Source organism: Pilosibacter rotomagensis (assembly GCF_045062245.2).
Lineage (GTDB): Bacteria > Bacillota > Clostridia > Lachnospirales > Lachnospiraceae > Pilosibacter.
On sequence record NZ_CM170323.1, the window covers coordinates 3065741 to 3085000 of the forward strand.

Consider the following 19260-nt stretch of genomic DNA (forward strand, 5'->3'; position numbering starts at 1 on the left):
CAAAACCTTTTTATCCTTTTAAACCTTTTTTAATGAAACCTTTAAATTTAATCCTTAATTTAATCCTTTTTTATGACCTTTTATTTTAAACCCCAATTTAAATATCCAGTACCTTTCTCTCCTTCTTGCCATTCATGATCGCATAGTAAACAGGAAGAATGAACAGCGCGACAAGAATACCAGCCGTCAGACCGCCAATGTTTACGATCGCGAGACCTTTTGTCGTCGATGCGCTGCTTCCCGTGGAAAGTACCATCGGGATCATGGAGAGGATCGTCGTCGAGCTCGTCATCAGGATCGGGCGGAGACGCGTCGCACCCGCTTCGACAAGCGCTGTCCTGAGGTCCATCGTCATCCGGTACTGGTTGACTGTATCCACATAGAGGATACCGTTGTTTACGACGGTACCGATGAGGATCAGGAATCCCAGGATGGAAGTCATACTGATCGTCGTTCCGGTAAGTTTTAAGAGTCCGAAGGAACCGACAAGGCTGAACGGGATCGTCGTCATGACCATGAAGGAGAACTTCGGTGACTCGAACTGCGCCGCCATGACCACGAATACCAGGAATACTGCGACTGCGATCGCCTGATACAGGGCGGAGAACTCTTCCGCCATCATCCGGTTCATGGAGTTTGTTCCGATCGTCACGCCGTTCGGAAGATTCGGCTGTACGACCTCGCTGTCGATCAGATTCTTGACATTCTGACCGGTATAATCGGCCGTGATCGTAACCTCGTAAGACTTATCCGTCTTGGAGATCGAGGACGGGTTATCCTTGAACACGACATCCGCCACGTCGGAGAGTGCGACACTTCCGCCGCTTCCCGTCGTGATCAGCATGTTCTTCACCTGCTCGACCGTCCGGTACATGCCGTCTGGATACTCAGCCTTGACGCTGACCTCATTTCCGTCGATCGTCAGGGTCGCGATCTCGGTGCCATCGAGCATCGTCTTTACCTGCTGTCCGATGGATGCCGCCGTCAGTCCCTCCGCGGACGCTGCAACCTGATCGACATTGATCGATACGACCGGGGCCGTGTTCTCCACGTCGGAGTGGACATTCTTCACATCATCGCGGGCAACCATCTCATTTACGATCTTGTCGGCGGTATCTTTTACCGTATCGTAATCGGAACCGTTTAAAATGACCTCATATCCGCGGCTCCGTCCCATGAAACTCATGGACGAGGACGCCTCGACTTCGATCGTACAGTTTTCAAGACCGGACATTTCGTCCTCCCACTGGGAAACGATCTCATCCGTGCTCATCTTCCGGTCATCTTTTAAGTAGGCGCTGACCGTACCGCTGCTGCCGTTATAGCGGAGCATGTAGGAATCCACGTCCTCATGGCTGCTCACGATCGATTCCACCTGATTTAAAATATCATCCGCCTTCTCATCGAGAAGTCCCGGTCTCGTCGTGATCGTCACGGAGATCGTTCCGTTGTCATCCGCCGTCATGAGCTCGCTCTGCATTCCGCTCGCGAGGAACAAGGTCAGGACGACAAGTCCGACAGAGCCTAACATGACGATCGCCTTGTGCTTTAATACTGTCGGAAGCACATGTCTGTAAAGTGCCTGCAACAGTTTCATCAGACCGGAAAGCGGCGCTTTTTCCCGCTCCTTCGGCTTATATAACATGTACGTCAACGGAACGACCGTGACCGCGGAGAGCAGGGATGCACTCATACAGAATACGATCGTCCAGCCGAGCGGGGTAAACATCTGTCCACTCATGCCGTTTAAAGTCGTCAGCGGGATAAATACGACGCAGGTCGTGAGAGTCGATCCGAGGACGGACATGGCAACGAGTCCGGAACCTTCCAGAGCCGCCTTCGCGTACTCCACAAAGCCTTTTTCGTCCATTTTGTCCATCGCACGGAAACAGCTCTCGAGGACAACGATCGAGTTATCGACCATCATGCCGACGCCGAGGACCAGGGCGCTCATCGTGATGACGTTTAAGGAGAATCCCACTCGCGTCATCAGGATCAGGGACACCAGGATGGAGGTCGGGATCGAGCTTCCGACGATCAGGGATGCCTTGATATCACCGAAGAACAGCCAGATGATGACCATCGAGATCACGACCGCAAGGACCATCGTCTGCGCAACGTCCATGAGGGATGACTTGATGCTGTCGGCGCTGTCGCGGGCGATCTCGATGTGAAGCCCGGAATCTGCCGCTTCCAGGGATTCAACCGCCGATTTTACATCGGAAGAAAGTTTCATTGCGGAGCTGTCCTGCTTCTTGGATACGGAGAGGGAGATCGTCTCCTGTCCGTTGTAGCGGGACACGCCGCCCATCTGTTCTTCCGTCGTGTACACATCCGCGATATCTTCCAGATAGACGATCTTTCCGCTCTGGGTCGTGATCGGCACCTTCTTCAGGTCATCGAGCGTGTCTGCCTTTGCGGAGGTCGTTACGGAGAGGGAAAGATCACCGTACTGCGCGTCACCGGACGGGTAAGAGAGGTCCGCTGCCGCCATGGCACTCGTGATCTGGTTCACCGTCACCTTGTACTGCTTCATCTTTACCGGATCGAGCTCCACCTTCACGTACTCGGAGGAACCGCCCATGGATTCCACCTGAGCCACCGTGGAGAGCTGCTCGAACACCGGCGTGATGTTCTGGTTGACGTAATCGTAGAGATCTTCCTGCGTGTCGTGGGAGATGGAGAGCATGATGTCGTTTCCGCCGTTCATGTTCATCTCCATGACGCTCGTCGTACAGTCATCCGGGAGTCCCCGCATGCTGTTTAAGGATCTTGTCAGTTCGTTGTAGGCGTCATCCATGTCCGCGTCGTAATCATACTCCAGCATGATCATCGCATTTCCCTCGTTCGAGGTCGAGGACATGCTCTTTACGCCCTCCAGACGGCTGACCTGGTCCTCGATGGGCTTTGTCACAAGCTCATCCATGTCCTCCGGCGTCGCGCCCTGGTAGGAAGCACGGATGATGAGCATCGGCTGATCCGTGTCGGGCATCTGCTCCAGCGTCGCGCTGAACACCGAGGAGATACCGAAAACCAGGATACAGAGGAGTGCCAGGATCGTCGTGACCGGACGTTTTAATACATATCTCGTAAGTCCCATGATCAGCCCTCCTGCGCGGCACTGCTGCCGGCTGCGCTGTTATCATTTCCGGTCGGGGCATTCTGGCCACCCGCGCTCTCGCTGCTTCCCGCAAGCTGGATATCCGCTCCTTCATACAGGTTGTTGCTCCAGGTGCTCACGACGAGATCGTCCGCGGAAAGTCCGTCTGTGACCTCCACATAATCGTCATCGTTGATTCCGACCTCAATCGAAGCTTTCTTCGCCTTTCCGTCCTCATAGAGGTATACATACGCCTTTCCGCCGCTGTAATACACCGCATCCACCGGGATCGTCATGACATTCTCGGCTTTTCCGGTCGTGACCGTGAGCTTTACGGTACTTCCAGTCGCCGCATCATCTGCATCAGCGAGCTGCGCCTCGATCTTAAAAAGTCCCGTCGCATCATCGACCATCGTGTTGATCTCGTTGATCACGGCATCGTAGGTCTTTCCGCTCTTCTCGACCGTCAGCGTATCGCCGACTGAGAGGTTTTCCAGCATTCTCTGGGTGACATAAAATGTCACCTTCTTCTCTCCTTCCCCGGAGATCACACAGAGTTCCCCGTTCATGTTCGCCCGGTCATAGACCTCCGCGCTGCAGCTCTCCACCTTTCCGGAGATCGGAGCCGTCACACTGCTGTAACCGACCTGCTGGTCGTAGGCGGTCTTTGCCGAATTATACTGGAGCTGCGCGGTCTTTACGGAATTTGTATACTGCTCATATTCCTGATCCGAGAGGTCGCCGCCATCATAAAGGATCTGCATTCTCGCGAGGTCGCTCTGCGCTTTCTGGAGATTGACCGTCGCAGAATCCACGGAGTTCTTCGCCGTATCGACCTGCTCCGTGTCGATCGTAAAGAGCACCTGGCCTTTCGTCACGGTATCGCCCGCCTTGACATTGACCGCCGTGATGTCCCCGGATGCCTTCGCGTAGACATGGACCACATCATCCGGCTCCACAGTCCCGGTGAGCTCCGTTGTCAGGTAGATGTTTCCCGTCTCCGGCTCCTCGGCGCGGACCACGGTCGTCTGGGTCTGCTGTTCCATCTCGCCCATTCCGCCCGGTCCGCCTCCCGGACCACCGCCCATGCCCTGTTTATCACCGCCGGATGAACCTTTCATGGCCGTCACGCCGGCCGCTGCCGCAACGACAACGACACCAGCCGCCGCGCACAGGATGATGTTCTTTTTCTTCATGATGATCTGATACTCCCTTCTATCTCTCACTTTCCTGCAGTTCCTATAACATTCCTGTCAACTCCTGCACCACAGAATTTTCCTTAAAGTTTCATTCCATAAGCAGGAATTTGTTTCATTATCGCGTTTTACTATAAAAGTCAATTGTGAACACTTTGTGAGAAAAATTTCAGGAATTTGTGAGGACTTTGTGAGGAAGCTTTTCCGGATCGGAATTTTATGATATATCTTATTTAAGAGCATTTGCAGATTTTTAATATTAAGAAAGAAGGTTTACCGGCATGGCAAAACTTTTAATTGTGGACGATGATATCCGTCTGAGAAAACTCGTAAGAACCTACGGAGAAGTGGAACATTATGAGTGTGAGGAAGCCGCGGACGGACTTTCCGCACTCGAGAAATTACAGGATGCGGATTTTGACCTCGTCATCCTTGATGTCATGATGCCGGGACTCGACGGCTTTGAGACGTTAGAGCGGATCCGGAAAACAAGCGAGATCCCGGTCATCATGCTGACCGCCCGGAGCGAGGAATATGACAAGCTGACCGGCTTCGACCTCGGCGTGGACGACTACGTCTCAAAACCGTTCAGCCCGAAGGAATTGATGGCGCGGGTCGGCGCCGTCTTAAAACGTAACCGGAAGACTCCCGTCCGCAATTCCTTTACATACGGAGAACTCGAGATCCGGCCGGATTCCCGCATCGCCTCCGTCGCCGGGAAAGAGCTCGTCCTGGCTCCAAAGGAATTTGATCTGCTCTTAGAGCTTGCAAAAAATCCCGGTACCGTCCTGCGGCGCGACAAGCTCCTCCAGGATGTCTGGGGCTACAGCTACTTCGGGGACGGCCGCACCGTCGATACCCATGTAAAATCCGTCCGCGACCGCCTTGGTCCGTACCGCGCCATGATCCAGACCGTGTGGGGAGTCGGGTATAAGTTTGATCCGGACGTGAAGATTGAAAATCTGTAGCGGATCACGATTTTTTGAATCCGCTGTGCATTATGGATCCCGTTTTAACGGAAAAATGCGCAGACGGAATGACACGCACCGCACAATACACGAAACTCAATATCAGAGGCATAGAAAAGCAGCTGCCGGATTATATTATCAATTTATTTAATAAACATGAAAAATATATCAAATCAGAATAATCAAACAAAATCGTCATTTCACAGAGCACACAAAAAAAAAGCCCCCGGTCTAGTCTTCCAGCTCTGGGGCATGATGATGGGACTCGTTGCGCTCACCGCCGTCTTTATGTGGCTCGTCCAGGTCTTCCTGTTTGAGCACACCTACGCGGAGGCGGCGCTCTCGACCTCCCTGAAACAGATGCAGCCGATCATGAACGATCTGACTGACCGCGATCTCGCGGAGGATGACAAGCTCCTTCCGTTCCTCAGCCGCCTGATCGACGGAACGATCTTTCTCGCCGACGATGCGGGGGAACTCAATGAAATTTTCAGCTACGGCCATCTTCTCTTTGACGTGGAACAGGAGCCGGAGTACCATGTCTGGGAGTTTATCCGGGATACGGACGAATTTGCCAACGTCAGAAACCGTCTTTCCTACCAGAAAGTCTTAAACGGCGACCACGGAACGATTTCCATCCACATCGGCGTTCCGATTACCTACGCAGGGGAGGACGCCTATCTCCTGATCGAAAACATGATCCGGACTGACACCGTTTTTAACTACAACCGCTACCAGCTCATTCTCCTGACCATCCTCTTAACGATCGCCGCAGCCGTCCTCGCGGCCGTCTGCTCCCGGTATTTCACAAAGCCGATCTTCGCGATCAAGCACACGGTCGATCAGCTCGCCGCGAACGACTTTTCCGCCCGCGCCGATGTAAAACGTCATGATGAGCTCGGCGAACTCGCGGAATCGGTCGGACTTCTCGGCCAGGCACTCGCGAGAGTCGATGTCCTCAGGAAAGAAGTCATCGCGAATGTCTCCCATGAACTCCGCTCCCCGCTCTCCGTGATCTCCGGATATGCGGAGCTCGTCCGCGACATCCACTGGAAAGACGAGGACGCCAGAAATGAAGATCTCGACCTCATCATCGAGGAATCCAACCGGATGAGCGAGATGGTCAACGACATTCTCGACTACTCCCAGCTCCAGTCCGGCTATATCCGGCTCCATCCGGAATTCTTTGACCTTGCGGGACTCGCGGAATCCGAGACTTCGCACTGCGCCGCAGCCGCCGAAACCTACGGGATCCGGATCCATTTTGAGTCAGATCCTGAGTCTGTATTCATCACGGCAGATCCGCTAAAGCTGAGTCAGGTTCTCCGGAATCTCCTCTACAACGCGATCAACCACACCCCGGAGGGCGAACTCATCACCGTCGCCCTGAAACAGACCGGAAAAACGGTCCGTCTCTCCGTCAAAAACCCCGGAACCCCGATCTCCAAAGAGGACCAGGAGATCATCTGGGAGCGCTACCAGCGAAGCCAGCACCAGAGCGGCCGCCGCATGGGAACCGGCATCGGTCTCTCGATCGTCAGCACGATTCTCGACGCCCACGGCATGAAGTACGGGGTATCGTCCGATGACACGGAAACCGTGTTCTGGTTTGATGTCACCGTTTCTGCCCCGCCCGAACCTTCTTTGCAGGCAGACAAAACCTGATTATATCACTACAGTCGCAAGGTCTCGCGCAAGAGCGGACTTTAGCTCGTTGTTCGCGTAAATCAAAAGTGCAGCTGACTCTCTTTGATGACCCTGAGCTATAATCAGAGCTATCAAAAATAAGTCAGCTGCACTTTTCTAACTTGCACAGAATGGCTGCTAATAAGTTTCCTTCTGTCTGTATTTTCCCATAAATATTTCTGCCAGATTTTATATTGTAGTTTTTAATTTTTCCGCTATCTTTTTATATTCCGGTGTCGGAACATGGTACTCCTCTCCCATGCGGACGACCTCGTAGACGAGTCCGTCGATCTCCGACTGTTTTCCGTCCATGACATCCCTCTGCATGGAAGTCGTGGATTCCGGAGCCAGGTGGGACAGGATCTCCAGGTTCACCTTCACATAATCTTTCTCAAACGGGACGCCCATCGCGTCCGCCAGCGCCATGATCTCGCGGATCATCGCCTTGAATGTCTCGCGCTCCTCGCCCTCTCTCTGGAAATCGGCCGCCGTCGCATGATAATAGAGACCTGCTGCCCCGATCGGAGAGACGTAGGAGAATTTCTCCAGCGCATCCCGGCGGATGTTTTCAGAAAGTTCGCCGGAGATCCCGCTGTCGGAAAAGTCCTTTGCGATCTCCTTTAATTCTTCCCGGAACTCGCTTTTCTCCCGCACGCCGAATACGACCCGCAGGATCTTTCCATGCTGGACAAGGGCCCCCGGACCTTCGATATTCGCGGAGACATAGATACACCCGTCCGTCACGAGAAGCTCCGGAAGCTTCTTCTGCAGGCGGCTTCCTGTCCCGTAGATGTTGAGGATCGGGATCACAATTGTGCTCTTTTTTGCAATTTTCTGAACAAACGGAACTGTATTGTCAAGAGAGTATCCCTTCACGCACACGAGGATCACGTCCGGCTTCGCAGCTTCCCCGGCGGAGGCGATCATGCTCTCATAAGTCTCCATGTTCTCCGCCTTGACAGGGACTGTCTCCGTCGTTCCATCCCAGAGATGGCGGACAGTAAGTCCTTGCTCCTTCATCGCGGCAAGGTGGGCGTTTCTTGCGATCAGTGTCACGTCTTTTCCCGCCTTTGTCATGTAAAATCCAAGAATTCCTCCGGTACCGCCGGCACCGATGATGACGTATTTCATGATGATGTTCTCCTCTTCTGTTTCTTTTTCGTTTGCGTTGTGCAGATGACTACTTCGCCAGGCAATCTGCAGGCATTTTGTTTCTGCAATATACCTGCTTTCCTTTTCTTGTAATTTTATCAGTATTTTTCACTCCGGATTCCATGTAATTCTGCTGCATGATTGATGTAAACAAGTGCGCGCATCTGCGGAATCTGCAAAAATGCGCGCACAACTCTAAAATCTCAATTTTCCATATTTTGGAGGAAATCAGCACATAAGAATAGACTGTCTTTTTATCCCCCGTTTTTCACATTCTCTGACCGATATCAGTCTGCCTGATGCTCAACCTCGTACTTATGCTCTTCCTTGATCTTCTTCAAGGTCTCCGGCTCCCGGATCAGATCCAGGGCTGTGAATGCGAGCACCTTCGCTCCGAGCAGGATGGAATCAAGTCCCTTCTGGGAGCATGCCGCCGCAACCATCTCCTTGCTGTGACCCTTGATCGGCTCGTCGCTGATGTTGATCGTCGGCTGGATCGCCGGAACGACCTGGGAAACATTTCCGATGTCGGTGGAACCCATGAGGCGCTCCCCTGCCGGTTCCGCAGTCTCCCCGAACAGACTCAAATTCTTCGCATACACTGCATCGAAGGACGGAGTCGGAACCATGTTCTCAACCCAGTTCTGGTACGGCTTCATGCTGCCCTTTGCGCCCATTGCCATCGCGGAAGCTTCCACGATCCGCTCAACCTTCGCGTAGACGTCCTTCAGAGTGTCTGCTGCTGCCGCTCTCAGGTAGAACTTCGCCGCCGCATAATCCGGAACTGTGTTCGGCGCCTGACCGCCGTTTACGATGATCCCATGGATCCGCACATCATCACTCAGGTGCTGGCGAAGCGCATTGATGGAGTTGTATGTCTGGATCAGGGCATCCAGGGCATTGATCCCTTTTTCCGGTGCTGCTGCCGCGTGGGACGCTTTCCCCCAGAACTCGATATCGATCGGCACGCAGCCGAGTGTCTTCTCTGTCAGATGATGACCGACGCCCGGATGTGCGGAAAGAGCCGCATCGACGTCCTTAAAATATCCCTCACGGACGAAGCTTCCCTTCGCGCTTCCGTTCTCTCCGCCTTCCTCACCAGGTGTTCCGTAGAGACGGACCTCACCGCCGACCTCATCGATCACGCTTTTTAACGCAGCCGCCGCAAGAGAAGAAGTTGCGCCAAACAGGTTATGTCCGCAGCCATGTCCAAGTCCCACAAGAGCGTCATACTCTGCGAGGAACACCATGACCGGACCCGGTTTCCCTGATTTATAGCTCGCCGCAAATCCCGTTCTGTGACCGGCCGCCGGCATCTCCACCTCGAACCCGACACTCTTAATCTGATCTGCAAGGCGTTTGGAAGCGAAGAACTCATAATTGCTGACCTCCGGCTTCTCATGGATCTCCAGCGCGATCTGCTGGTATGTTTTTCCGTTTGCTTCTACATAATCCACAATTTTCTGCTGTAATTCATCCATTGTCCACAATCTCCTTTTCATTTATCTTCTGCGGTGTATAGGACGGATCATAGCCGTTCCGTCGCATAAATAAATCTGACGCTCTGTTCAGCTTCAGCAGTCACCACAATATTTTTTTAAGTTCTGGCAAAAACCCACTTGTCAGGTCTCTTAATGTGCATTATAGTTCTTTTTCTCTTTCTTTTCAATACACTCCGCACTAAAAAAAGCGCACCAGCCTCATCACGCAAGTAATGAGAATATAGTGCGCATTTTTTCTTCTCAGCCGCTAAGAAGCTTACTTTCCTTCTCTCACCGCATCAAATTCATCCTGAATCTCCTTCGACGGCTCACCGGTCGCAAGACTGACCGCGATCAGAACGACCATTGCAACGATAAACGCCGGAAGAAGCTCATACACATTCCATGCACCGCCTAACGGACGAACGCAGTATTTCCATACAAATACCATGACTCCGCCTGCGATCATACCAGCAAGCGCACCGTTCCTGTTGGAACGTTTCCAGAATAATGCCGCAAGAACGACAGGTCCAAACACTGCACCGAATCCAGCCCAAGCGAAGGACACGATTCCAAATACGGAGCTGTCAGGATTTCCCGCTAAAAATACTGCGATCACTGCGATAAAGAGAACCGTCGCCCGGGCAACATGGATCGTTCTCTTCTCAGTAAGGTTTACGCCGAACATCCCCTTTAACAGGTTCTCAGAAACAGCGGAGGATGCCGCAAGAAGCTGGGAATCTGCGGTGGACATCGTGCAGGCTAAGATTCCGGCAAGTGTGATTCCCGCACCCACGATCGCGAGGAATCCATGCTGGCTTAAGAGTGTCGCAACCTGAATGATGATCGTCTCAGAAGCGGAGCCCTTTAACTCTGCCATCACGCCATTCTTTGAGAGGCTGTAACCGACAACGCCGATAAAGATCGCAACTGCCATAGAGATTACGACCCATACCGTCGCGATCCGTCTGGAAAGTGATATATTCTCCTCGCTTTCCGTCGCCATAAAGCGGAGAAGCACATGCGGAACTCCAAAGTAACCAAGCCCCCAGGCAAGAGTAGAGACGGTTGTTATGGTTCCATAAGAGGAAGCGGTTCCTGCCTCGCTGTTATATGTAGCTGTTAATGATAAAAATCCCGGAAGTTCTCTCGCATTTGCAAGAACTGTGCTGACACCGCCGCTCATGGATACGCCAAAGCATACCACAAGGACAAGCGCGATCGTCATAACAATACTCTGGATCAGATCCGTAAAGCTCGCCGCCATGAATCCACCGAGTGCTGTGTAACCGACAATAACGACAGCACTGATCAGCATAGCCGCCGTATACGGAATTCCGAATAATGTGGAGAACAGTTTTCCACATGCCGCGAATCCGGACGCTGTATACGGGACAAAAAAGATAATAATAAAAATTGCGGAAATTCCCAATAACAGTTTCGAGTCATCGCGATACCTGTTTGCAAAGAAATCCGGCAGTGTGATCGAATTCGTCTTTGCGCTGTATCTCCTAATACGTTTCGCCACGATCAGCCAGTTTAAATAGGTACCGATGGCAAGTCCGATCGCAGTCCAGGATGCATCACAGATACCGCTGAGATAAGCCACTCCCGGCAGTCCCATCAGCAGCCAGCTGCTCATATCCGATGCCTCCGCACTCATTGCAGTCACAAAAGGACCTAATTTTCTTCCGCCAAGATAGAAATCACTGGAGTCATTATTTCCCTTAGAATAAAAGAAACCAATTGCCAGCATCATCACCAGATAGGCAATGATCACAAGAAAAACACCGATGATTGCTCCATTCATTTTTCATACTTCCTCTCATTTTAGTCTGCTATATTAGTTTAATAAAGCGTTAATGTAGTTTAGTATATCAGAAAATGGCCGGATTGCAAGTGTTTTCCAGGGATTTGTGTCCGAAAAAAGGTCGGCACATTTCCCGTGCCGACCTTTTCCTGTCTTTCTTCAATTTTCATGGGATCCTGATTTCGGTATCATTACCGCTTCTCATCCCAGCTTCCGTCCTCCCGGACAAACCAGCCGTCCGGTGTCATGCGGTTCGCGAACATGATTCCCTTTGTTCCGTCGGAAACCGGATTAAAGTAATACCACTTTCCGTCGATCTGGACCCAGCCGGTCTTCATTCCGGTGTTGGCATCCACGTAGAACCAGTTTCCGTAAACCGGATCAAAGATCCATCCGGTAGCCAGATAGCCATCTGTATCAAATGCCCACCAGTTTCCATCGATCTGAATCCACTCATAACTCTGAGCTGCAGAAGAATTGCCGGATCCGGAATTTACTGCTCCCGCTGCCTTCGGATAACTTCCGTCTGCGTAACGGAACCACCAGCCTGTGTTTGTCTGTATCCAGTGACTGTAGCCATCATTCAGGCTTCCGTTGTCATTCTTTAACATCTCTTCGGTAAGTGTCTTTCCGGAAACAATACCGGAATTTTCATTCACATAGCCTTTTTTCGCATCCTTCGCGGTTGCTCCCAGTCCCGGGTTGTTGGTTCCGGATTTCGGCATCTTGCTGTTCGCCGGTTTGGAAGTTTCCTCATAATCGTCACTGTCACTCTCCGGATAGCGTGCTGTCAGAACGCCATTCTTCCAGGTAATCGCATAGTTCTTTGCAGAAAGTCCGGACGGAACGATCTCATAAGTATACTCACGGCTTTCCACTGTGTAATCGCAGGTTACAACCAGCGTTCCTGTAAGAACAGCTTCCGTCTCGCCGTTTACAAATCCATCATAAACAACTGTATACTCCGGTGCTTTTGCTCCGAATACAACATTCTTATCCTCTGCAGTGATCACAAGCGGAGCCTGTGTGATCGCAAAGTCGTAGGAAACACTTCCCTCCGTGTAATTCTTTCCTTCCGAAACACTGTAAACCACACGGTACTCTCCCACATCGACCGGATCAGACGTTAAGACCTCATTCGTCTCCCGGTTCGTGATCACGCGGCTCATCGTACCGTCCCCGTCCGTTGCCGGAGTCAGATCCACAGCTTTTCCGTCATAGACACGAATTGTATACAGATTTGCGGAATCAGTGAAGACCGGGGTTCTGTGCTGTACTTTCAATGTACCCGGTACAATCTCTACCTTATAGTTCTTCAGACCATCTACCACTGCCTGAACCGCATACTCCCCGACATCATAGCCTTTTGTATATGCAGTCACAAATGATAAAACAGCATGCTGATTTTCAAGAGTTTCTTCTCCTACCATGCCCTTTACCGAATCAACAGTAAACTTCGGAGCTTCTTCCAGATAGGTTGTCTCCTGATCTGCTGTCACAACCTGAATCTCTTTCTGCGTGATCGTTACAATCGCGCTTCCTGTGTAAGGTTTGTAGTTCGGTGCTGTGATCCGATAGTAAACCGTATAAGTTCCGGCATCGATAAGTTCCGGTGCATCTGTTCCGGTATAAGTATCCAGCTCCAGTCCGTACTCTACCACCTCATCTTTTACAAGCTCATCCTGTACAGAAACCTCGATCACATGTGAATGACCATCATAGATTCCATCATATCCCTTCGCCGTGACGTTTTTCATCTCGGCTTCTGTGATTGCAAATTCATACGAAATTAAACCTGCCTGATAATTGGTTCCCTCTGCGACCGAATACGTAGCCTTATAGGTTCCCACATTGACCGGATCCGTTGTCAGAACATCACCCGTCTCTGTATTTTCAACGATATAACTTCTTGCACCGTCTCCATCTGTCGATGGTGTGAGATCCACAGAAGTTCCATCGTAGACTCTGCTTCCATCCAGATTTTCTTTTATCTCTCCGTTTTCTCCTTTATCACTATCCTCAGCAAGCACCCCCTGACAAATTTTTAACAGCATTTGCCGGTGTCATGCGCATTGCCTGTGCATTCATAATTCCTTCCATCCTCGCGAAGTCGGAAAGCTCATCCGCAAATGTTGTCAGACCGAACTACGCATTCTGTATACATAGAATTGCCGCCATTCCGATCGCGGCTGCTCTTTGAAGTCGTTTTCTCATACTGCCATCTCCTTTGTGTTGTCATCATAAGACTTTTTTCCTAATATATCGAACTTTTCACCAGCTCAAATATCAGACTTTATTCTACTATTTTTCATTTGCCAATCAATAGACTTGGAACGAATAGACTTGCAACAGGAACGAATAGTTGCTATCTGCTGTTCACAAATTCGATCTCCGAAATATTGAACAGGATGCAGCCGCAGTGCCCCGGAAAAGTCGGGAAGCATGTGACCTTCAGATTCACATCGATTTCCGGGCTGTAGTCGATGAGCTCCAGTTTCTCCCCGTAAAGGACGGCCCGTTCATAGCTTCGAAGCCATTTGGAATCCATATTGCTGAAAAGACTTCCGAATGAATTTCCGATCAGCCGGTCTAACGGCAGTTTTTCCAGCCTCGCAAGTTCCGGATTTCCATAGCGGAAGATCCAGTCAACTGCTCGTTTCTCCTCATCAAATACCATCTCGATATCCGTAAATGCGAATGGGAGTTGATCGAAACTGCGGTAATAGTCATGGTACTCATCATTCGTCATCGGGACCCCATGATTCTGAAATTCCCGGATCATGCCCTGCTGGACATTCCGGAGTGTTTTCATGATCTCCCCTTTCTTACGGGCCGTATACCCCAGAGATTCCCCATTACTGAGATTGATGGTATCCGTGACGTTGTGAATTGCCATGACAGCCACAAGGCAGCCGCGATGCACCCGCAAAAATCCGTCCCCGATCTTCTCCTCGATCTCCCCAAGCGTCATCGTCGTCCGATACACCTGGTCTCCCAGCACATGGATATTTGCGTATTTTCCATTCATCAGAACATATAAGATCGTACTCACTCTTAAAGCGATCGTTTTCCTCGCCGAGACGATCGTTATGTATCTTTCTTCTGGCATGAAACAGTTCCTCCGTAAGATTTTATATTTTATTGAAGCTTTTATATCTGAAATTATAAGTGGATTTCACAGCAGAATCAATTCTACCTGCACAAGATGTCGAAATTTGGATTTTTGAGATTCCCAAACACAGAAAGACATAAAAGGAGAAGTAAACAGATCGAATAGCAGAATGATGAGACAATCACTTCGCAATATATCAGCTTTATTTTGATATATTGCGAAGTATAATATCTAGATAAAGTCAGTGCTACGTAGCTCCCTGAAAAAGATGCACACTTTTATATTTCTTTTAGCAAAAATGCCATATAGAGTGGAAGTGTAAGTATCTGTTCCGCACGTCCAACATTATAGTCTCCAAGTTTGATTGCATGACTGACATGGTATTTTTCAGGATGATTCAGGATTGTTCTGGTGCTTTTTGTATTACCTGTAGATGCTTTTACCTCTACCAATGTGCATTCACCTTTATAACGGATCACAAAATCCACCTCAAGTCCACTGTCTTTATGGAAATAGTAAAGTTTTCTTCCCATTTTACTGAAAATATCAGCAATCAGATTTTCGAAAACTGCTCCTTTATAAGCATGAAGATTTCCTTGAAGAATATCGTATTGCGTACCATCCTCCAACATGCTGACAAACAGACCACAATCGCGCATATACACTTTAAATGTATTTTCTTCTGCATTTCCGTCTAAAGGCAGTTCCGTAATACTAAGATTATAACAGCGCACAATAATACCTGCATCCTCGATCCATTGCAAGCTTCCAGCATACTTTGAAGCGGTAGATCCCTTTTTGACAATTGAATACTGAAATTTCTTATTTTCTTTACTGAGTTGTTTAGGAATAGACTGAAAACATTCTTTGATCCTTGATTTATCTTTTTTTTCTGCGTATTTTATCATATCATCTTCATATGACCGAACAATATCTCGTTGAATCTGTAGAACTTCGTCCATCTGTTTTGTGCTTACAAATGTCTGTACCACATCCGGCATGCCGCCAACAACTGTATACTGCAAGAGCAACTGTTTCATACGCTTGTGCAATGCTTCCGGAACTGTTTTTTCATTCTGCAAACATGTTTTCAACAGTTCAATCACCGGAGTTTCAATTCCATTTGCCCACAGGAATTCTTCAAAATCCAGTGGATACATATCAATTACCGTTTCCGACCCAACTGGGACCGATTTTGGTTCTTTTCCATATCCTTTTACACCCAAAAGTGATCCCGTACCTATCACATCGTAACGCCCATCCATGCGAAAAAATTTCAAAGCTGTTCGAGCTTCTGGGCACTCCTGAATTTCATCCAGGACTAAAACAGTATTGCCACTTTCAAAGACTGCTTCCTTACCAAGTAAGGCCGAGAGCATCATAACAATCGTATCTACTTCCAGAGAGCCTGAGAATACAGCAACATAGTCTGGATTTTCAAAAAAATTCAAATACACAACATTTTTATAATTTTTCTTTGCGAAATCAAGAACAGAAAATGTTTTGCCACATTGCCTGCACCCCTTAATAATCAATGGTTTTCGATTTTCTGTGTTTTTCCAAGCGATTAATTTTTTTTCAATTTTTCTTTTCAGCATAATGATTTCACCTCTTTTCTATAGAGTACAACGGAATATTCATTTTTTCAAGGGAGTTATATAAGATATAACAAACTTTTTTAAACGACTTTTTGATAAAATATAAACTTTTTCAAGTGACTTTTTCGATAAAGTGCAAACTTTTTCAAGCAACTTTTTATAATAGACACCGCTGGTAAATGATTTTTTCACAAAAAAAGGACATCCACACTGGATATCCTTATAAAAAAGAGCACGAGGCATCGCAAACTCTTTTTCCACAAAAAAAGAGGATACCCACACTGGATATCCTCAAAAAGCGAGCACGAGACGGGATTCGAACCCGCGACCCTCGCCTTGGCAAGGCGATACTCCACCACTGAGCCACTCGTGCATAGGTAACATACCTTCAAAACCACATATTGAACATCAGCAACCTTCGAATCTTCACTTGACCTTCCTGGATAAGCCCTCGACCGATTAGTAACAGTCAGCTCCATACATTACTGCACTTCCACCTCTGCCCTATCTACCTCGTCGTCTTCAAGGGGTCTTACTTCTTTCGAATGGGATATCTCATCTTGAGGGGGGCTTCACGCTTAGATGCCTTCAGCGTTTATCCCTGCCAGACTTGGCTACCCGGCCATGAGCTTAGCAGCTCAACCGGTACACCAGCGGTCCGTCCATCCCGGTCCTCTCGTACTAAGGACAGCTCCTCTCAAATATCCTCCGCCTGCGCCGGATAGGGACCGAACTGTCTCACGACGTTCTGAACCCAGCTCGCGTACCGCTTTAATGGGCGAACAGCCCAACCCTTGGGACCTACTTCAGCCCCAGGATGCGATGAGCCGACATCGAGGTGCCAAACCACTCCGTCGATGTGAACTCTTGGGAGTGATAAGCCTGTTATCCCCAGGGTAGCTTTTATCCGTTGAGCGATGGCAATCCCACTTTCATACCACCGGATCACTAAGTCCTAGTTTCCTACCTGCTCGACCCGTCGGTCTCGCAGTCAAGCTCCCTTCTGCCTTTGCACTCTTCGAATGGTTTCCAACCATTCTGAGGGAACCTTTGAGCGCCTCCGATACCCTTTCGGAGGCGACCGCCCCAGTCAAACTCCCCACCTGACATTGTCCCCGATCCAGATCATGGACCATGGTTAGAAACCCAGTAACGCAAGGGTGGTATCCCAACAGCGGCTCATACGAAACCGGAGTTCCGTACTCGTAGCCTCCCACCTATCCTGTGCATGCATTACCGAATCCCAGTATCAAGCTGGAGTAAAGCTCCATGGGGTCTTTCCGTCCTGGCGCAGGTAACCAGCATCTTCACTGGTATTTCAATTTCACCGGGTGCATTGTCGAGACAGCGCTCAAATCATTACGCCTTTCGTGCGGGTCGGAACTTACCCGACAAGGAATTTCGCTACCTTAGGACCGTTATAGTTACGGCCGCCGTTTACTGGGGCTTCAATTCAAAGCTTCGATTGCTCTAACCTCTCCTCTTAACCTTCCAGCACCGGGCAGGCGTCAGCCCATATACATCACCTTACGGTTTCGCATAGACCTGTGTTTTTGCTAAACAGTTGCTTGAGCCTATTCTCTGCGGCCAGATCTCTCTGGCACCCCTTATCCCGAAGTTACGGGGTCATTTTGCCGAGTTCCTTAACAATGCTTCTCCCGCCGGCCTTAGGATTCTCTCCTCATCCACCTGTGTCGGTTTACGGTACGGGCACATGATACACAATAGCGGCTTTTCTCGGCAGCTGGAATCGGATGCTTCCCTACTTGAGTTCGGTCCGCGTCACGCCTTTGGCTTGTCAGGCGGATTTGCCTGCCTGACACCTCCTACGCTTGCCCGGAGTTCTGTTCCCCGGTCATCTTATCCCTCTGCGTCCCCACAGTTCTGATATCATGTGGTACAGGAATCTAAACCTGTTGTCCATCAGCTACGCTTCTCAGCCTTGCCTTAGGCCCCGACTTACCCAGGGCAGATCAGCTTTACCCTGGAAACCTTAGATATTCGGCCTGGAGGATTCCCACCTCCATCTCGCTACTCATTCCGGCATTCTCTCTTCTTAAAAGTCCACAGCTCCTTATCGGTACTGCTTCGCCCCTTTAAGAATGCTCCTCTACCAATGACCTAAGTCATTCCTGAGCTTCGGTGTTGTGTTTCAGCCCCGGACATTTTCGGCGCAGGACCTCTCGACTAGTGAGCTATTACGCACTCTTTGAATGTGTGGCTGCTTCTGAGCCAACATCCTAGTTGTCTTTGAAATCCCACATCCTTTTCCACTTAACACACACTTTGGGACCTTAGCTGCAGGTCTGGGCTCTTTCCCTTTTGACGACCCAACTTATCTCGTGCCGTCTGACTCCCGTACATCATCTGTATGGCATTCGGAGTTTGATATTCTTCGGTAGGCTTTGACGCCCCCTAGGAAATTCAGTGCTCTACCTCCACCAGACTAATACGAGGCTAGCCCTAAAGCTATTTCGAGGAGAACCAGCTATCTCCGGGTTCGATTGGAATTTCTCCCCTATCCACACCTCATCGCCACCCTTTTCAACGGATGTGCGTTCGGTCCTCCACGAAATTTTACTTTCGCTTCAACCTGGACATGGATAGATCACCCGGTTTCGGGTCTGCACATGCTGACTTGACGCCCTATTCAGACTTGCTCTCGCTTCGGCTCCGCACCTAAAGTGCTTAACCTTGCCAGCATCCGCAACTCGCCGGACCGTTCTACAAAAAGTACGCGGTCGCACCTTAACGTGCTTCCACAGCTTGTAAACACAGGGTTTCAGGTTCTCTTTCACTCCCCTCCCGGGGTCCTTTTCACCTTTCCTTCACAGTACTATGCGCTATCGGTCACTAAGGAGTATTTAGCCTTGGGGGGTGGTCCCCCCGACTTCCTGCAAGGTTCCACGTGTCTCGCAGTACTCTGGATCCCACTAGCTCCCTTCTGGTTTCATGTACGGGACTTTCACCCTCTCTGGTCTGACTTCCCAGACTGTTCCATTACCATACAGGTCACATGTCGTGGTCCATAACCCCGGAATGCACGCATTCCGGTTTGGGCTCTTCCAATTTCGCTCGCCGCTACTTTCGGAATCGATGTTTCTTTCTCTTCCTCCGGCTACTTAGATGTTTCAGTTCACCGGGTTCCCGGCGTATG

Annotated in this window: 10 protein-coding genes, 1 tRNA gene and 1 rRNA gene (1 of these 12 running past the window's edge); 2 read left to right on the forward strand and 10 right to left on the reverse strand. The window is 49.9% G+C overall.

The window, feature by feature from the left end; genetic code table 11:
• Positions 1-97: 97 nt before the first annotated feature.
• Positions 98-3100 (reverse strand): efflux RND transporter permease subunit, encoded by a 3003-nt coding sequence (locus ACI3EW_RS13780; protein WP_118533329.1) that lies wholly within the window; start codon positions 3098-3100, stop codon positions 98-100.
• Positions 3101-3102: 2 nt separating this feature from the next.
• Complete coding sequence (locus ACI3EW_RS13785) at positions 3103-4326, reverse strand: efflux RND transporter periplasmic adaptor subunit (RefSeq protein ID WP_405580145.1); 1224 nt, start codon at positions 4324-4326, stop codon at positions 3103-3105.
• Positions 4327-4577: 251 nt separating this feature from the next.
• On the opposite strand from ACI3EW_RS13785, the gene ACI3EW_RS13790 reads away from it, so the two are divergent.
• On the forward strand, positions 4578-5264 hold the full coding sequence (locus tag ACI3EW_RS13790; RefSeq protein ID WP_118533333.1) for a response regulator transcription factor: 687 nt from the start codon (positions 4578-4580) through the stop codon (positions 5262-5264).
• Between the two features lie 252 nt (positions 5265-5516).
• On the forward strand, positions 5517-6929 hold the full coding sequence (locus ACI3EW_RS13795) for a sensor histidine kinase (RefSeq protein ID WP_485663131.1): 1413 nt from the start codon (positions 5517-5519) through the stop codon (positions 6927-6929).
• A gap of 210 nt (positions 6930-7139) precedes the next feature.
• On the opposite strand, the gene ACI3EW_RS13800 is transcribed toward ACI3EW_RS13795, so the two are convergent.
• The 8 genes from ACI3EW_RS13800 to ACI3EW_RS13835 all read right to left on the reverse strand — a co-directional run.
• Positions 7140-8081, reverse strand: coding sequence for a ketopantoate reductase family protein (locus tag ACI3EW_RS13800; RefSeq protein ID WP_118299082.1), 942 nt, complete (start codon positions 8079-8081; stop codon positions 7140-7142).
• Between the two features lie 308 nt (positions 8082-8389).
• Positions 8390-9583: a M20 family metallopeptidase gene (locus tag ACI3EW_RS13805; protein WP_118533337.1), complete on the reverse strand. Its 1194-nt coding sequence runs from the start codon at positions 9581-9583 to the stop codon at positions 8390-8392.
• 277 nt (positions 9584-9860) lie between these two features.
• Positions 9861-11393, reverse strand: coding sequence for a sodium/proline symporter (locus ACI3EW_RS13810; protein WP_118533339.1), 1533 nt, complete (start codon positions 11391-11393; stop codon positions 9861-9863).
• 191 nt (positions 11394-11584) lie between these two features.
• Complete coding sequence (locus tag ACI3EW_RS13815; RefSeq protein WP_118533341.1) at positions 11585-13447, reverse strand: MBG domain-containing protein; 1863 nt, start codon at positions 13445-13447, stop codon at positions 11585-11587.
• Positions 13448-13758: 311 nt separating this feature from the next.
• Complete coding sequence (locus tag ACI3EW_RS13820; protein WP_118533343.1) at positions 13759-14502, reverse strand: LytTR family transcriptional regulator DNA-binding domain-containing protein; 744 nt, start codon at positions 14500-14502, stop codon at positions 13759-13761.
• A gap of 281 nt (positions 14503-14783) precedes the next feature.
• The gene (locus ACI3EW_RS13825; protein ID WP_117471125.1) at positions 14784-16103 is read right to left on the reverse strand and encodes an ATP-binding protein; all 1320 of its coding nucleotides are present in this window, start codon (positions 16101-16103) and stop codon (positions 14784-14786) included.
• A 301-nt stretch (positions 16104-16404) separates the two neighbouring features.
• A tRNA-Gly gene (locus ACI3EW_RS13830) sits at positions 16405-16476 on the reverse strand.
• Positions 16477-16542: 66 nt separating this feature from the next.
• Positions 16543-19260 (reverse strand): 23S ribosomal RNA (locus ACI3EW_RS13835); it runs 169 nt beyond the window's last position.